The organism is Streptomyces sp. MRC013 (assembly GCF_023614235.1).
Lineage (GTDB): Bacteria > Actinomycetota > Actinomycetes > Streptomycetales > Streptomycetaceae > Streptomyces.
Genome location: NZ_CP094264.1, coordinates 4,914,492 through 4,930,738 on the forward strand (window position 1 = coordinate 4,914,492; position 16,247 = coordinate 4,930,738).

The window sequence follows — 16,247 nt, forward strand, 5'->3', positions numbered from 1 at the left end:
TCCGGGACGGCGCCAGCGGCGCGCGCTACCGGCCGCGCGCCTGGAGCGAGGCGAGGTAGGCGTTGTACGCCGCCAGCTCCTTGTCGCCGTCCCGGTCCGCCGCCCGGTCCGAGCGCCTCGCCACCCGCTGCTCGGAGCGGTACCACTGGTACAGCAGCGCGACCAGCACCACCACGGACGGGACCTCGCTGAAGGCCCAGGCGATGCCGCCGGCCGCGTTCTGGTCGGCCAGAGCGTCGACGCCGAGCGACGCCGGCGGGTTCGCGTACGTCCCGACCATCGGCTCCGACGCCATCATCAGCGCGATCCCGAAGAACGCGTGGAACGGCATGCCCGCGAACAGCTCCAGCATCCGCATCACGTAACCCGGCCGGTGGGGCCCCGGGTCGACGCCCATGATCGGCCAGAAGAAGACCAGGCCGACCGCGAGGAAGTGGACCATCATCGCGATGTGCCCCGCCGTGGAGCCCATGAGGAGGTCGAAGAGCGGGGTGAAGTACAGCGCGTACAGGCTCGCGATGAACATCGGGATGGTGAACGCCGGGTGCGTGACCACCCGCGTGTACCGGCTGTGCAGCAGCACCAGCAGGAGTTCGCGCGGCCCCCTGGCGCCCCGGCCCGCCACGGGCAGCGCCCGCAGGGCCAACGTCACCGGCGCGCCGAGCAGCAGCAGGATCGGCGACAGCATGCTGATCACCATGTGCTGCACCATGTGCACGCTGAACATGACCATGCCGTAGTCGTTCAGCCCCGTGCACATCACCAGCACCACGGAGAGCACGCCCAGCGCGAAGAACACCGTGCGGCCGACCGGCCAGGCGTCCCCGCGCCGACGCAGCCGCACGACGCCCCAGCCGTACAGCGCCAGCGCGAGCAGGGAGCCCACCAGGAAGAACGCGTCCGGCGAGTAGGCCAGCCCCCGCTCCAGCGTGAACGGCGGCAGGTCCATCGTCATGCCGTGACCGCTGTGGTCCATCAGGCGGCTCCTGGTTCGTGCTGGGTCGTCCGCTTGCCGCACCAGCCTAGGACCGCCTCCGGTCGCGCCGGCGGCCGGGGGAGGGTTCGGCCGCCGGCGCGGCGCCGCGCCCCGGTCCGCCCCGGAAGCGCCCGCGGCCGCGCACCGTCGGGGCACCCGGCCCCGGCGGGGCCTCGCGCGCCGGCCCGGGGCACCCCGGGCCCCGCGAACGGGGCGGGGTCCGTTCCCCCGCCGCCCGGGGCCCGGTCCCGCCGGCCCGGTCCCGCCGGCCCGCGGGCCCGGACTCAGGCCGGCTGGCTGGCCGCCGCGATCCGCTCGGCGCGCAGCGCCTCGTACCACCGGTCGTCCGTCGGCGGCAGCGCGTTCACGTCGAGGGCCAGCTTCAGCAGCAGGTCCGCGATCTGCGGGTTGCGCGCCATGACCGGGCCGTGCATGTACGTGCCGAAGACGGTGTCGTTGTACGCGCCCTCCGTGCCGTCCCCGGTGCCGTTGCCCCGCCCGAAGACGGTCCGGGCGAACGGGCGGGCCGTCGGGCCCAGGTGCGTGATGCCCTGGTGGTTCTCGAAACCCGTCAGCTGCGGCAGGCCGAGGCGCGGGTCGATGTCGGCGAGGACGTCGCCGACGCACCGCTCGCCCTCGCCGCGGGTGGAGACCACGTCGATCAGGCCGAGGCCGGGCTCCCGCTCGCCCAGGTCGTTGACGAACTCGTGGCCGAGGATCTGGTACCCGGCGCACACCGAGAAGATGATCGCGCCGTTCCCCGCGGCGCGGCTCAGGCCGCCGTCCCGCCTCAGCCGCTCGGCGGCCAGCCGCTGCGGCCGGTCCTCGCCGCCGCCGATGAGGTAGATGTCGCCGGAGGTCGGGATCGGCTGGTCGCTGCGCACGTCCACGCGCTGCACGCCCAGGCCGCGCTGGCGGGCGCGGCGCTCGACGACGAGGACGTTGCCCTGGTCTCCGTAGGTGCTGAGCAGGTCGGGGTAGACCCACACCACGCGCAGACTGCTCTCGCTCATGCTCTTTCGTCCTTAGGGCTCGTGGGTCAGTTGCCGACGCGGCGGCGGACGTCCTGGAACGCGGTGTAGTTGGCGATCAGTTCGATCCGTCCGGGCGGGGCCAGCCGCACGGCCTCGTCGACGGTGTCGCACACCCGGAACTCCAGGCCGGCGACCTCGAGCCGGACGGCGAGGTCCATCCTGCGGTCGCCGATCACGACGATCGGGTGGCCGGCGAGGCGCGTGTAGTCCACGTCCCACAGCCACGACGTGTCCGTGCCGTCCGCGCCGCGCGCGTTGACGGAGAGGACGACCGGCGTCGGCGGCCGGTCGATGAGCGAGAACGTCTCCAGCCAGCCGGCCGGGTTCTTCGCCAGCAGCAGCCGCACGTCGCGGCCCTGGAAGGAGACCACGTCGTACCGGCCGGCGACGGCCTGCACCTGGTACATCCGCTCCAGCGCGACCTGCGGCGGGACGCCGAACACGGCGGCGACCGCGGCGGAGGTCGCGGCGTTCGCCTTGTTGGCGCGGCCCGGCAGCTGGAGGCGGATCGGCCAGGCGGAGCCGTTCGGGTCCAGGACGTGGTCGCCGCTGAGCGCCCACGTGGGGGCGGGGCGGCGGAAACCGCACTCGCCGCAGAACCAGTCGTCGCCGGGGCGCTGCATCACGCCGCCGCACGCCGGGCAGGACCAGGCGTCGTCCTTCCACTCCTGGCCGGCCGCCACCCACACCACGTTGGGGGAGGAGGAGGCGGCCCACACGACGAGCGGGTCGTCGGCGTTGGCGACGACCACGGCCTTGGTGCCGGCGAGTCCCTCGCGCCACTTCTCGGCGAGCATCCGGGTCTCCGCGGCGCGGTCCAGCTGGTCGCGGGAGAGGTTGAGCAGCGCGATGACCTTGGGCTCGGTGTCCCGGGCCACGCCCGCCAGGTACTTCTCGTCCACCTCGATGACGCCGTACTTCGACTCCGTCCCGCCGGCCAGGGCGGAGGTGATGCCCGCGGGCATGTTCGCGCCGAGCGCGTTGGAGACGACCGGGCCGCCGGCACGCAGGGCCTCGGCGATGAGGCGGGTCGTGGTGGTCTTGCCGTTGGTCGCCGACACCAGGACGACGTCCAGGTGCTGCGCGAGCCGGCCCAGAAGGTCGGGGTCGAGCTTGAGCGCCACCCGGCCGCCGATCACCGATCCGCTGCCGCGCCCCGCCGCGCGAGACACCGCCGCTGCGGCCTTGCCCGCCGTCACGGCCAGCTTGGCGCGCGGCGACAGCGGCTCCGAGTTGCCTGCCATCGTCCTTGTTCCTCCTAGCGTGGGTCGCCTCAGCCTATCGAGATACGGTCGCCGCCCCGAACCCCGCCACCTGCCCTCCGGCAGGTGGCGGACCCGAACGTACCCTGAGCGCCATGCGAAACCGGCCTATCCCCGGCAGTTCCGGCGCCGTGCGGGCGATGAGCCTGCTCGGCTCGCCCGCCCTGCACGCCCCCTGCGACACCGTCACCGACTTCGGGCCGCCCCTGGCCCGCCTGGTGGAGGACCTGTTCGCCACGATGTACGCGGCGAACGGCGTCGGTCTCGCGGCGAACCAGATAGGGGTGGGCCTGCGCGTCTTCGTCTACGACTGCCCGGACGACGAGGACGTCCGGCACCTCGGGCACGTCGTCAACCCGCGTCTGGTGGAGGCCGGCGGGGTGACCGTGCGCGGCCCGGAGGGCTGCCTGTCGCTGCCTGGCCTGGAGGCCGGGACGGAGCGCTTCGACCGGGCCGTGGTCGAGGGCGTCGACGTGCGGGGCGGGCCGGTGCGGGTGGAGGGGACGGGGTTCTTCGCCCGCTGCCTCCAGCACGAGTGCGACCACCTGGAGGGTCTGGTCTACCCGGACCGTCTGGCCGGCTGGCGCCGCGCGAGGGTCCTGCGCGCGGCGCGGCGCGCCCCGTGGGGGAGCCGCCGGACCTGAGGGCGGGCCGGCGGGCGCGGGAGTCGGCACGGCCCGGGTGAGCGGTTCCGCTCCGCCGTCCGCACCGTCCGGGGGACCCCCGCCCCGCCGTCCGCGCCGTCCGGGGAATGGCTTCGCCCCGCCGTCCGTACGGCCTCGGGGCGCGGTCCCGCCCCGCCGCCCCTACGGCCCGGGGGGACGGTGGTCAGAACCGGGGACCGTCCGCACGGTCGGCCGCCTCGGCGAGACGGCCCCACAGGAGGTCGGCCAGGGCCGAGACCAGCGCGGCCCGGCTGCACGGCCGTTCGCCCAGCCACCAGTCGCCCGCCGCGTGCATCATGCCGACGATGCCGTGCCCCCACACCCGCGCCAGGGCCTCGCCGCCCCCGCCCGGGTCGATGCGCTCGGCGATGACCCCGGCGAGCTCCTCGCCCATCCGGCGCAGCAGCGGCGCCGAGTGCCGGCCCGCGTCGAACCCCGGCTCCGAGGGCTGGCCGGCCTCCTCGGCGGGGTGCATCAGGAACCGGTAGACCTGCGGGCGCGCCTCGATCGCGGCGAGGTACGTGTCGAGGGTCGCCTCGACGCGCCGCCGGCGGTCGGCCGGGGCGTCGAGCGCGGCGCGCAGCGCGGTCAGCAGGGCGTCGGTGTGCCGCTGGGCGAGCGCCCGGTACAGTCCGCCCTTGTCGCCGAAGTGGCGGTAGAGGATGGGCTTGGTGATGCCGGCCTCGGCGGCGATGGCGTTCATGGACGCCCGCGGCCCCTCGCGCAGGACCACGCGGTCCGCCGCATCGAGCAGTTCGCGCCGCCGCCGCTCGGCCGATCGCTGCTGCCCGGTCCGGTGTGTGGTCTCCATAGCGTCTCTCCCCGCCCGTCGATGCTCCTGAGGCCAGCGCAACGTAACACCGACCCGGCACCGGCTGCCGGTTGACAGATGCTACTCGTCGGTAACAGACTTCTGTTACTGCTAGTAACATGCATATGCCCGCCGGGAGGGAACCATGGCCGAGTTCACGCTCGAGCTGAACGACGACCAGAAGCAGGTCCGCGACTGGCTGCACGGGTTCGCCGAGGACGTGATCCGCCCGGCCGCCGCCGAGTGGGACGAGCGCGAGGAGACCCCCTGGCCGGTCATCCAGGAGGCCGCCAAGGTCGGCATCTACTCCCTCGACTTCTACGCCCAGCAGTTCTTCGACCCGACCGGCCTCGGCATCCCCGTGGCGATGGAGGAGCTGTTCTGGGGCGACGCGGGCATCGCCCTGTCCATCGTCGGCACCGGCCTCGCCGCGGTGGGCGTCCTCGCCAACGGCACCGAGGAGCAGATCGGCACCTGGATCCCCCAGATGTACGGCACCCCCGAGGACGTGAAGGTCGCCGCGTTCTGCTCCTCCGAGCCCGACGCCGGCTCGGACGTCGCCTCCATGCGGACCCGCGCCGTGTACGACGGGGCCAAGGACGAGTGGGTCCTCAACGGCACGAAGACCTGGGCCACCAACGGCGGCATCGCGAACGTCCACGTCGTCGTGGCCGTCGTCGACCCGGATCTCGGCTCCAAGGGCCACGCCTCCTTCATCGTCCCGCCGGGCACGCCCGGCCTGTCGCAGGGCCAGAAGTTCAGGAAGCACGGCATCCGGGCCTCGCACACGGCCGAGGTGGTCCTTCAGGACGTGCGCGTCCCCGGCTCCTGCCTGCTCGGCGGCAAGGAGAAGCTGGACGAGCGCCTGGCCCGAGCGCGGGAGAAGGCCCGGAAGGGCGGCGAGCGCGTGAAGAACGCGGCGATGGCCACCTTCGAGGCGTCCCGCCCGGCGGTCGGCGCGATGGCCGTCGGCACGGCCCGCGCCGCATACGAGGTCGCCCTCGACTACGCCACGACGCGTCACCAGTTCGGCCGGCCCATCATCGACAACCAGGGCGTCGCCTTCCAGCTCGCCGACATGCGCACCCGGATCGACGCGGCCCGCCTCCTGGTGTGGCGCGCCTCCTGGATGGCCACCGCGGGCAGGCCCTTCACCTCGGCGGAGGGCTCCATGTCGAAGCTCTACGCCAGCGAGGTCGCCAAGGAGGTCACGGCCCAGGCCGTCCAGATACTGGGCGGCAACGGCTACACCCGCGAGTACCCGGTCGAGCGCATGCACCGCGACGCGGCGATCTACACGATCTTCGAAGGAACCAGCGAGATCCAGCGCCTCGTCATCGCCCGCACCCTGTCGGGCGTCCCGATCCGCTGACGGGGCGGGACGGGGACGGACGCCCGCCGTACGGCTGCGGCCCACCGCCCCCGCCCCTCCCGGGCGCCGCGTCAGGCCGGGAGCCGCTCCTCGATCGCGGCGACCAGCTCCGGCGCGTCGGGCTCCGTGCGCGGCCGGAAGCGGAGGACCTCGCCCTCCGGGGAGATCAGGAACTTCTCGAAGTTCCACTGCACGTCGCCCGCCTCGCCGTCCGCGTCCGCGGCCCGCGTCAGTTCCGCGTACAGCGGGTGCCGGTCGGGCCCGTTCACGTCCGTCTTCTCCAGCAGCGGGAAGGCCACCCCGTACGTGGTGGAGCAGAACGTCCGGATCTCCTCCGGGCCGCCCGGCTCCTGCCCGCCGAACTGGTTGCACGGCACGCCGAGCACGGTCAGGCCGCGCCCGCCGTACTCCTGGTGGAGCTTCTCCAGCCCGGCGTACTGCGGGGTCAGACCGCACTGGGACGCCACGTTCACCACCAGCACCGCCCGGCCCCGGTACTCCGCGAGGCTCGTCGGCTCGCCGGACAGGGTGCGCAGCGGGATGTCGTACAGGCTCATGGGCCCTCCTCGTCGTCATCGGGACGGACGACAGGATAGACACGTACCGTGAACGACGAGCCACTTCCGTACCGCGCCCCCGAGCCGTCCGCCCCCGAGCCGTCCGCCGCCGAGGCGCCCGGTCGGCCGCCGGTGTGGTGCCGGCTGTGCGGCCGTCCGCTGACCGGCCGGGCCTCGCGCCGCACCGGCCTCGGACCGGCGTGCGACGCGAAGCTCCACCCGTCCCGCCCCGACGTCCGGGCCCGCCGCCACGAGGTGGAGCAGGAGGGGCTCTTCTAGCGCAGCCGCCGGAAGAGGCCCTCCTGGACGACGGAGACCAGCAGCCGGCCCTCGCGGTCGTAGATCCGGCCGCGGGCCAGCCCCCGGCCGCCCGTCGCGATCGGGGACTCCTGGTCGTACAGGAACCACTCGTCGGCCCGGAACGGCCGGTGGAACCACATCGCGTGGTCCAGCGACGCCATGTCGAACCCGCGCCGTCCCCACAGCGGTTCGATCGGGATGCGGACCGCGTCCAGCAGCGTCATGTCCGACGCGTACGTCAGCGCGCAGGTGTGGACCAGCGGGTCGTCGCCCAGCGGCCCCACCGCGCGCATCCACACGGCGCTGCGCGGGTCGGCGCCCTCGATCTCCTCGGCGGTCCAGCGCAGCCGGTCCGTGTACCGGATGTCGAACGGCTGGCGCCGCGCCATCCGCTCCAGCGGCTCCGGCGGCGCCCCCAGGTGCGCGCGGATCTCGTCCACGACCGGCGGCAGCGTCTCGGGGGCCGGGAAGTCCAGGCGGGGCGGGAGCTGGTGCTCGAAGGCGGCCTCCTCCGGCCGGTGGAACGACGCCGTCAGGTTGAAGATCGTCTTGCCGCACTGCACCGCCGTGACCCGCCGGGTGGTGAACGACCGGCCGTCGCGCACCCGCTCCACCTGGTACACGATCGGGACGCCCGGGACGCCCGGCCGCAGGAAGTACGCGTGCAGCGAGTGCACCGGGCGGTCGCCCCCGGTCGTGCGGCCCGCGGCGACCAGCGCCTGCCCGGCGACCTGCCCGCCGAAGACCCGCTGCAGCGACTCCTCGGGGCTGCGGCCGCGGAAGATGTCGACTTCGATCCGTTCCAGGTCGAGCAGGTCGACCAGCCTCTCGGCGGGGTTCGTCGTCATGGGTGTCCGGTGCTTCCTCTCGTACGTGAAGGGGGACGCGCGGCGGTCGGGGCCGGGTTCAGAACGGGCCGACGTGGGTGACCCGGACCACGGCCCGGCCCTCCTCGTCCGAGGCGGCCAGGTCGACCTCGGCGCTGACGCCCCAGTCGTGGTCGCCGTCGGGGTCGGCGAAGGTCTGCCGGACGCGCCACAGGCCGTGCTCCGGGTCCTCCTCGATGGACAGCAGCTTCGGGCCGCGCGCGTCCGGGCCCGTGCCCAGGTCGTCGTACTCGTCCCAGTACCCGTCCATCGCCGCGCCCCAGGCGTCGGCGTCCCAGCCGGACTCCCCGTCCAGCTCGCCGAGCTCCTCCACGTGGTCCAGCGCGGCCAGCTCCACCCGGCGGAACATCGCGTTGCGCACCAGGACCCGGAAGGCGCGGGCGTTGGCCGTGACCGGCTTGACCTGGTCGGCCTTCTCCTGCGCCTCCTCGGCCGTCTCCACCTCCGGGTTGGCCAGCTGCTCCCACTCGTCGAGCAGGCTGGAGTCGACCTGGCGGACCATCTCGCCCAGCCAGGCGATCAGGTCCTGGAGGTCCTCGGTCTTCAGGTCGTCGGGGATCGTGTGGTCCAGCGCCTTGTACGCGCTGGCCAGGTACCGCAGCACGATGCCCTCGGTGCGGGCCAGCTCGTAGAAGGAGGTGAACTCGGTGAAGGACAGGGCGCGTTCGTACATGTCGCGGACCACCGACTTCGGCGACACCGGATGGTCGCCGACCCACGGGTGGGACTTCCGGTAGAGGTTGTACGCGTGCCACAGCAGCTCCTCCAGCGGCTTCGGGTACTGCACCTCCTGGAGCCGCTCCATCCGCTCCTCGTACTCGACGCCGTCCGCCTTCATGGCCTGGACGGCCTCGCCGCGCGCCTTGTTCTGCTGGGCTGCGAGGATCTGCCGGGGGTCGTCCAGCGTCGACTCGACGACCGACACCATGTCGAGGGCGTACGACGGCGACTCCGGGTCGAGCAGCTCGAACGCGGCCAGCGCGAACGTCGACAGCGGCTGGTTCAGCGCGAAGTCCTGCTGGAGGTCGACGGTGAGCCGGATCGTGCGGCCCTCGGCGTCCGGCTCGTCCAGCTGCTCGACGACGCCGCCGGCCAGCAGCGAACGGTAGATCGCGATGGCGCGTCGGATGTGGCGCAGCTGGTTCCTGCGCGGCTCGTGGTTGTCCTCCAGCAGGCGGCGCATCGCCGCGAAGGCGTCGCCGGGCCGGGCGATCACCGACAGCAGCATCGTGTGCGTCACCCGGAACCGGGAGGTCAGCGGCTCCGGATCGGACGCGATGAGCTTCTCGTAGGTGTTCTGCGTCCAGTTGACGAAGCCCTCGGGAGCCTTCTTGCGGACGACCTTGCGGCGCTTCTTCGGGTCGTCGCCCGCCTTCGCCAAGGCCTTCTCGTTCTCGACGACGTGCTCGGGCGCCTGCGCCACCACGAATCCGGCCGTGTCGAACCCGGCCCGTCCGGCGCGACCGGCGATCTGGTGGAACTCGCGGGCGCGCAGGGTGCGCACCCGGTTCCCGTCGTACTTGGTCAGGGCGGTGAACAGCACCGTGCGGATCGGGACGTTGACGCCGACGCCGAGCGTGTCCGTGCCGCAGATGACCTTCAGCAGGCCGGCCTGGGCGAGCTTCTCCACCAGCCGCCGGTACTTCGGCAGCATGCCCGCGTGGTGCACGCCGATGCCGTGGCGGACGTACCGCGACAGGTTCCGGCCGAACGCGGTGGTGAAGCGGAAGTCGCCGATCAGCTCGGCGATCCGGTCCTTCTCCTCGCGGGAGCACATGTTGATGCTCATCAGCGACTGCGCCCGCTCGACGGCGGCCGCCTGCGTGAAGTGCACGATGTACACCGGCGCCTGCCGGGTCTCCAGCAGCTCGGTCAGCGTGTCCGTGATGGGCGTCGTCCGGTACTCGTACGACAGCGGCACCGGGCGGGTCGCCGAGCGCACCACGGCGGTGGGGCGGCCCGTGCGGCGCGTCAGGTCCTTCTCGAACATCGACACGTCGCCGAGCGTCGCCGACATGAGGACGAACTGCGCTTGCGGCAGCTCCAGCAGCGGGATCTGCCACGCCCAGCCCCGGTCCGGCTCCGCGTAGAAGTGGAACTCGTCCATCACGACCTGGCCGACGTCGGCGTCCCCGCCGTCGCGCAGCGCGATCGACGCCAGTACCTCCGCCGTGCAGCAGATCACCGGCGCGTCGGCGTTCACGGAGGCGTCGCCGGTGAGCATGCCGACGTTCTCCGTGCCGAACAGCTTGCACAGGTCGAAGAACTTCTCCGACACGAGCGCCTTGATCGGCGCCGTGTAGAACGTCACCTGGTCGTGGGCGAGCGCCGTGAAGTGCGCGCCCGCCGCGACCAGGCTCTTCCCCGAGCCGGTGGGGGTGGAGAGGATCACGTTGGCGCCGGAGACCACCTCGATCAGCGCCTCCTCCTGGGCCGGGTAGAGGGAGATGCCCCGGCCCTCCGCCCACGTCGAGAAGGCCTCGAAGAGGGCGTCGGGATCGGCGGTCTGCGGCAGCTGATCGATGAGGGTCACGCCTCCATCTTGCCTGGCCCCCTCCGGGAAACGGGAACCGGCCACCACCGGGAAGATCACGGGCGGTACCCTGTGCCGTCAACTCGGCCACAACCACACCACCACCGGGGCGGGGCACGCACATGATGGGACCGGCGCACTCACTCTCCGGGGCGGCGGCCTGGCTGGGGGTGGGCGCCGCGGCCACGGCCGCCGGGCACCCCATGCCGTGGCCGGTTCTCGTCGCCGGGGCGCTGATCTGCGCCGGCGCGGCGCTCGCTCCGGACCTCGACCACAGGTCGGCGACGATATCCCGGGCCTTCGGGCCGCTGTCCCGCTGGGTGTGCGAGGTCGTCGACAGGCTGTCGTACGCCGTGTACAAGGCGACCCGCACGCGTACCGACCCGCGCCGCAGCGGCGGCCACCGCACGCTGACCCACACGGCCCTCTGGGCGGTCGCGATCGGCGTCGGCGGTTCCGCGCTCGCCGTCGCCGGCGGCCGTTGGGCCGTCCTCGGCCTCCTCTTCGTCCACCTGGTCCTCGCCGTCGAGGGCCTGCTGTGGCGGGCGGCCCGGGTCTCCAGCGACGTGCTGGTGTGGCTGCTCGGCGCGGCCGGCGCCTGGATCCTCGCCGGAGTCCTGGACCGGCCCGGGGGCGGCGCGGGCTGGCTGTTCGAGGCCCCCGGCCAGGAGTACCTGTGGCTGGGGCTGCCCATCGTGCTCGGCGCGCTGGTGCACGACGTCGGCGACGCGCTGACCGTGTCGGGCTGCCCCGTGCTGTGGCCCCTGCCGATTGGGGGGAAGCGTTGGTACCCGGTCGGGCCGCCGAAGGCGCTGCGCTTCCGGGCGGGCGGCTGGGTGGAGGTCAGGGTGCTGATGCCGCTGTTCACGGTGCTCGGCGGATACGGCGGCCTGGTCGCGCTCCGCGTGATCTGACCCCCGGCCGGCGGGGCCGGTCGGGGGCCGGTCCTCCGCGCGGCTCCGGCGCGGCGTCCCCGCCGGGGCCCCTCGGCGACGCGCCGCGCACCGCCCGACGGCTGACGGGCGGGGGCTCTTCCCGGCCGGGCGGCCGGTCGGGAAGAGTCCCCGCCCGGGCGGCCCGGAGCGGTCCGGCCCGCCCGGGCGCAGGGCACCCTCGGGCACACCCGGTGGCGGCCCCGCACGCCCCCGGCGGCGTACGACGGCTCAGCGGCACCGCTCCGGCGCCCCGTCGACCAGGACGGACAGCAGACCGCCGAGCACCTCGCGCTGCTCGGCGGTCAGCGGGGCCAGGACGTCCTCCGCGGCGGTCCGGCGCGCGCTCCTCAGCAGCCCCAGCGTGGCGCGTCCCTCGTCCGTGAGCTCGATCCGGATGACGCGCCGGTTGGCCGGGTCGGGGACGCGGCGCACCCGGCCGCTCGCCTCCAGTGCGTCGACGAGGCTGGTCACCGCGCGGGGGACGACCTCCAGCCGCTCGGCGAGGTCGGCCATGCGGGGCGGCGCCTCGTAGTGCGCGACCGTGCGCAGGAGGCGCGACTGCGCGGGCGTGATGCTGATGTCCGCGGCCTCCAACTGCCGTTTCTGGCTGCGGTGGAGGCGGCGGGTCAACCGCAGCAGCCGCTCGGCGAGCAGGCCGTCGGCGTCGGATGCGTTCATAATCGGAAGAGTATCAGGACCATGCTCATTGTGAACATAGGTAACAATCGGCTAGGCTCTGCGGCGCAGGGCCGTGTCCCCCCCGCGGGGCGCACGACCGCGGAAGGAGCCCATGCGTATCCACGCCGAGTCCACCTGGACCCCGCCGCCCCCCGACCCGGACCAGCCGCCGGCCCCGATCGGCCGCATCCTGCGCCTCTTCCACCCCTACCGCGGGCGGCTCGCCCTCGTCGGCCTGCTCGTCGGCGCCTCCTCCCTGGTGGGGGTCGCCTCGCCGTTCCTCCTGCGCGAGATCCTGGACACGGCCATCCCGCAGGGGCGCACGGGGCTGCTCAGCCTGCTCGCGCTCGGCATGATCCTCACCGCGGTGGTGACCAGCGTCTTCGGCGTCCTGCAGACGCTGATCTCCACCACGGTCGGGCAGCGCGTCATGCACGACCTGCGCACGGCGGTCTACGCCCGGCTCCAGCGGATGCCCCTTGCCTTCTTCACCAGGACGCGCACGGGCGAGGTCCAGTCGCGCATCGCCAACGACATCGGCGGCATGCAGGCCACCGTCACGTCGACGGCCACCTCGCTCGTCTCCAACCTCACGGCCGTCGTCGCGACGGTCGTCGCGATGCTCGCGCTCGACTGGCGGCTCACCGCCGTGTCGCTCCTGCTGCTGCCCGTCTTCGTGTGGATCAGCCGCCGGGTCGGCAGGGAGCGCAAGGCGATCACCACCCAGCGGCAGAAGCAGATGGCCGCCATGGCGGCGACGGTCACCGAGTCCCTGTCCGTCAGCGGCGTCCTGCTGGGGCGCACCATGGGCCGCGCCGACTCGCTCACCGGCTCCTTCGCCGCCGAGTCCGAGCGCCTCGTCGACCTGGAGGTCCGCGCCTCCATGGCCGGGCGGTGGCGGATGGCGTCCGTCAGCATCGTCATGGCCGCCATGCCCGCGGCGCTCTACTGGGCGGCCGGGCTCGCCCTCCGGGCGGGCGGGCCGGCGATCTCCATCGGCACGCTCGTCGCCTTCGTCTCCCTCCAGCAGGGGCTGTTCCGCCCCGCCGTCGGCCTGCTCTCCACCGGGGTGCAGATCCAGACCTCGCTCGCGCTCTTCCAGCGGATCTTCGAGTACCTCGACCTGCCCGTCGACATCACCGAGCCCGAGCGGCCCGTGCGCCTGGGGAGGGCCCGCGGCGAGGTCCGCTTCGAGGGCGTCCGCTTCCACTACGACGAGGACGGCGGCGAGGGCGGCGGGAAGGGCGCCCCCGCGCTCGACGGCATCGACCTCGTCGTCCCGGCGGGCAGCCGCCTCGCCGTCGTCGGCGCCACCGGCTCCGGCAAGTCCACCCTCGGCTACCTGGTGCCCCGCCTCTACGATGTGACCGGGGGCCGGGTCACGCTCGACGGCGTCGACGTCCGCGACCTCGACTTCGACAGCCTCGCCCGCGCGGTGGGCGTCGTCTCCCAGGAGACGTACCTGTTCCACGCGTCGGTCGCCGACAACCTGCGCTTCGCCCGGCCCGACGCCACCGACGCCGAGATCGAGGCCGCCGCCAGGGCCGCCCAGATCCACGACCACGTCGCCTCGCTGCCCGACGGGTACGACACGCTGGTCGGCGAGCGCGGCTACCGGTTCTCGGGCGGGGAGAAGCAGCGCCTGGCCATCGCCCGGACCATCCTGCGCGATCCGCCCGTGCTCATCCTCGACGAGGCGACCAGCGCGCTGGACACCCGGACCGAGCACGCCGTCCAGCGGGCGATCGACGACCTGTCCGCCGGCCGGACGACCATCACCATCGCCCACCGGCTCTCCACCGTCCGCGACGCCGACCAGATCATCGTGCTGGACGCCGGGCGCATCGTCGAGCGCGGCACCCATGGGGAACTGCTCGCCCGGGACGGCCGGTACGCGGCCCTGGTCGACGGGGACGTGCCGGGGGGCGGGGACGTATCGGTGGGCGGGGAGGCGCCGCCGCTCCCGTGGGGCGCGGCGGCGCCGGACGGGGCGGGCGTCGGGCCCACCGGCCTGCGCGGCGGATGACACCGGCGGGGGCGGGGCGGCCCGCCGCGCGGCGCCCCGGCCGCCCCACCCCGCGGACGGGGCCGGGCGGCGGGGTCCCGCGTCCGCCCGGCCGGTCGTCCGCCGCGGCCGGGCGGTCCTGATCACCGGCGTGCTCGCCCCGCGTGACGACATGTCCGATATGCAGAATTTAAGGGTGTATGCGAGTTAGCGTTCCCGTATGAGGTATCAGGCCCCGCAGGCACCCCGTCGCAGGCACCGCAAACACCGCAGACACCGCAGGACGCGGCTGACCCGCCGCGGCCGGGTGGTCCTGACCACCGGCGTGCTCGCCCTCCTCACGGCGGGCGTCCTGGTTCCGCTCCTCCTCGTCCGCGAGCCCCCCGTGCCGCAGCCGCCGCCGTCGAGGAGCGGGACGCTGCTCATCCCGGAGGGCTGGCGCGCCGGCCAGGTCTACGACGCCGTGGACAAGGCCCTGGACCTGCCGCCCGGCACCACCCGCGTCGAGGCCGGCACCGCCGGGCTCGACCTGCCGGCCGCCGCGCGGGGCAACCCCGAGGGCTTCCTCTTCCCGGCGACCTACCCGATCGACGACACGACCACGCCGCGGAGCCTGCTGCGGTACATGGTCACCACGGCGGGGGAGCGGTTCGGGACGCCGGAGGTCACCCAGGGATCCCCGCGCACCAGCACCGGCCTCTACGAGACGATCACCGTCGCCAGCATCGTGCAGGCCGAGGCGGACACGGAGGACGACATGGGCAAGGTGGCCCGCGTCATCCGCAACCGGCTCGCCCGCGGCATGCCCCTCCAGATGGACTCGACGCTCAACTACGCCCTCGACCGCTCCACCCTCGACACCTCGCGCGCCGACACCCGCGTCAAGAGCCCGTACAACACCTACGCCGCCCCCGGACTGCCGCCGACGCCGATCGGCAACCCCGGCGAACAGGCCGTGCGCGCCGCCCTCGACCCGCCGCCCGGCGACTGGCTGTACTTCGTCACCGTCAGACCCGGCGACACCCGCTTCACCGCCGACTACACCGAACACCTGGCCAACGTCGAGGAGTTCAACCAGAACCGCCGCACCGCCGCCTCCTGACGCCCCGCGGCGCCCAGGCCGGCGCCGGCTCGCGCGCCAGGAGCCTCCGCACCTCCCGGACGGCGGCCCGCCCGGCCCGGTTCGCCCCCACGGTCGACGCGGACGGACCGTACCCGACGAGGTGGACCCGCTCGTCGCGCACGGCGCGGGTGCCGTCCATCCGCACCCCGCCGCCCGGTTCGCGCAGCCGCAGCGGAGCCAGGTGGCCGATCGCCGCCCGGAAGCCGGTCGCCCAGAGGATCACGTCCGCCTCCACGGTCCGCCCCTCCCCGCCCGCCGTGCCCGGGTCCCAGGCCACGCCGGTCGGGGTGATCCGGTCGAACATCGGCAGCCGGTCCAGGACGCCGCGCGCCCGTGCCTCCCGGACCGCGTCGTCCAGCGGCAGCCCCGTCACGCTCACCACGCTGCGCGGCGGCAGACCCCGGCGCACCCGCTCCTCCACCAGGGCGACCGCCGCCCGCCCCCGGGCCTCGCCGAAGCCCCCCTCGCGGTACACCGGCTCGCGCCGCGTCACCCACGTCGTCTCCGCCGCCACCCCGGCGATCTCCATCAGGTGCTGCGTACCGGAGGCCCCGCCGCCGACCACGACCACCCTCAGCCCGGCGAACGGCTCGGGCCCCGGGTAGTCCGCCGTGTGCAGCTGCCTCCCCCGGAACGTCCCCTGCCCCGGGTAGCGCGGCCAGAACGGCCGGTCCCAGGTGCCCGTCGCGTTGATCAGCGCCCGCGCCGCGTACACCCCCCCGGACGTCTCCACGCGCAGCCTCCGGCCCTCCCCGTCCCGCACCGCCTTCACGTGGACGGGCCGGCGCACCCGCAGGTCGAACGCCTCCTCGTACCGGGCGAAGTACTCCCCGACCACCTCGGCGGAGGGCCGGTCCGCGTCCGCCCCGGTCAGCTCCATCCCGGGCAGCGCGTGCATCCCGTGCACCCTGCCGTACGTCAGCGACGGCCACCGAAACCGCCAGGCGCCGCCGGGCCCCGGGGCGTGGTCCAGCACCACGAAGTCCCGGCCGGGCGCGCCCCCGGTACGCCGCAGGTGGTACGCGGCGGACAGCCCGGCCTGCCCGGCGCCCACGACGACCACGTCCACGTCCCGCACCTCGAACCCGTTCACGCCTCCACCAACCCCC

Annotated in this window: 15 protein-coding genes; 6 read left to right on the forward strand and 9 right to left on the reverse strand. The window is 74.0% G+C overall.

All coding sequences use genetic code 11. From position 1 onward, the window contains the following. Positions 1-25: 25 nt before the first annotated feature. From LUW75_RS22325 to LUW75_RS22335, 3 genes are all read right to left on the reverse strand, one after another. On the reverse strand, positions 26-976 hold the full coding sequence (locus LUW75_RS22325; protein WP_250337198.1) for a cytochrome c oxidase assembly protein: 951 nt from the start codon (positions 974-976) through the stop codon (positions 26-28). Positions 977-1,260: 284 nt separating this feature from the next. Further along, on the reverse strand, positions 1,261-1,989 hold the full coding sequence (locus tag LUW75_RS22330) for a type 1 glutamine amidotransferase (RefSeq protein ID WP_250337199.1): 729 nt from the start codon (positions 1,987-1,989) through the stop codon (positions 1,261-1,263). A 26-nt stretch (positions 1,990-2,015) separates the two neighbouring features. Continuing rightward, on the reverse strand, positions 2,016-3,254 hold the full coding sequence (locus LUW75_RS22335; RefSeq protein WP_250337200.1) for a MurT ligase domain-containing protein: 1,239 nt from the start codon (positions 3,252-3,254) through the stop codon (positions 2,016-2,018). 113 nt (positions 3,255-3,367) lie between these two features. On the opposite strand from LUW75_RS22335, the gene def reads away from it, so the two are divergent. Then, positions 3,368-3,916: a peptide deformylase gene (gene def / locus LUW75_RS22340; protein ID WP_250337201.1), complete on the forward strand. Its 549-nt coding sequence runs from the start codon at positions 3,368-3,370 to the stop codon at positions 3,914-3,916. 184 nt (positions 3,917-4,100) lie between these two features. On the opposite strand, the gene LUW75_RS22345 is transcribed toward def, so the two are convergent. After that, a complete protein-coding gene (locus tag LUW75_RS22345; RefSeq protein ID WP_250337202.1) occupies positions 4,101-4,748 on the reverse strand; it encodes a TetR/AcrR family transcriptional regulator in 648 nt (215 codons plus the stop codon). Positions 4,749-4,893: 145 nt separating this feature from the next. Here LUW75_RS22345 and LUW75_RS22350 point away from each other — a divergent pair, with 145 nt between their 5' ends. Continuing rightward, positions 4,894-6,120, forward strand: coding sequence for an acyl-CoA dehydrogenase family protein (locus LUW75_RS22350; protein ID WP_250337203.1), 1,227 nt, complete (start codon positions 4,894-4,896; stop codon positions 6,118-6,120). A 71-nt stretch (positions 6,121-6,191) separates the two neighbouring features. On the opposite strand, the gene LUW75_RS22355 is transcribed toward LUW75_RS22350, so the two are convergent. Beyond that, entirely contained in the window at positions 6,192-6,677 is a 486-nt protein-coding gene (locus LUW75_RS22355; RefSeq protein WP_250337204.1) for a glutathione peroxidase, read from the reverse strand. A 48-nt stretch (positions 6,678-6,725) separates the two neighbouring features. Here LUW75_RS22355 and LUW75_RS22360 point away from each other — a divergent pair, with 48 nt between their 5' ends. Next, positions 6,726-6,956: a DUF6011 domain-containing protein gene (locus tag LUW75_RS22360; RefSeq protein WP_250337205.1), complete on the forward strand. Its 231-nt coding sequence runs from the start codon at positions 6,726-6,728 to the stop codon at positions 6,954-6,956. Here LUW75_RS22360 and LUW75_RS22365 read toward each other — a convergent pair. Together LUW75_RS22365 and LUW75_RS22370 are read right to left on the reverse strand one after the other, a co-directional pair. Continuing rightward, a complete protein-coding gene (locus tag LUW75_RS22365; protein ID WP_250337206.1) occupies positions 6,953-7,825 on the reverse strand; it encodes an acyl-CoA thioesterase in 873 nt (290 codons plus the stop codon). The genes LUW75_RS22360 and LUW75_RS22365 overlap by 4 nt on opposite strands. A 58-nt stretch (positions 7,826-7,883) precedes the next feature. After that, positions 7,884-10,397 (reverse strand): DEAD/DEAH box helicase, encoded by a 2,514-nt coding sequence (locus LUW75_RS22370; protein WP_250337207.1) that lies wholly within the window; start codon positions 10,395-10,397, stop codon positions 7,884-7,886. A gap of 122 nt (positions 10,398-10,519) precedes the next feature. On the opposite strand from LUW75_RS22370, the gene LUW75_RS22375 reads away from it, so the two are divergent. Further along, on the forward strand, positions 10,520-11,311 hold the full coding sequence (locus LUW75_RS22375) for a metal-dependent hydrolase (RefSeq protein ID WP_250337208.1): 792 nt from the start codon (positions 10,520-10,522) through the stop codon (positions 11,309-11,311). 249 nt (positions 11,312-11,560) lie between these two features. Here LUW75_RS22375 and LUW75_RS22380 read toward each other — a convergent pair whose 3' ends face one another. Then, the gene (locus tag LUW75_RS22380; RefSeq protein ID WP_250337209.1) at positions 11,561-12,010 is read right to left on the reverse strand and encodes a MarR family winged helix-turn-helix transcriptional regulator; all 450 of its coding nucleotides are present in this window, start codon (positions 12,008-12,010) and stop codon (positions 11,561-11,563) included. A gap of 112 nt (positions 12,011-12,122) precedes the next feature. Here LUW75_RS22380 and LUW75_RS22385 point away from each other — a divergent pair, with 112 nt between their 5' ends. Both LUW75_RS22385 and mltG read left to right on the forward strand, forming a co-directional pair. Then, entirely contained in the window at positions 12,123-14,036 is a 1,914-nt protein-coding gene (locus LUW75_RS22385; RefSeq protein ID WP_250337210.1) for an ABC transporter ATP-binding protein, read from the forward strand. A gap of 199 nt (positions 14,037-14,235) precedes the next feature. Beyond that, entirely contained in the window at positions 14,236-15,117 is an 882-nt protein-coding gene (mltG, locus tag LUW75_RS22390) for an endolytic transglycosylase MltG (RefSeq protein WP_250337211.1), read from the forward strand. Here mltG and LUW75_RS22395 read toward each other — a convergent pair. Further along, entirely contained in the window at positions 15,086-16,231 is a 1,146-nt protein-coding gene (locus LUW75_RS22395; protein ID WP_250337212.1) for an NAD(P)-binding domain-containing protein, read from the reverse strand. The two genes, mltG and LUW75_RS22395, sit on opposite strands and share 32 nt — an antisense overlap. Between the last annotated feature and the right edge of the window lie 16 nt (positions 16,232-16,247).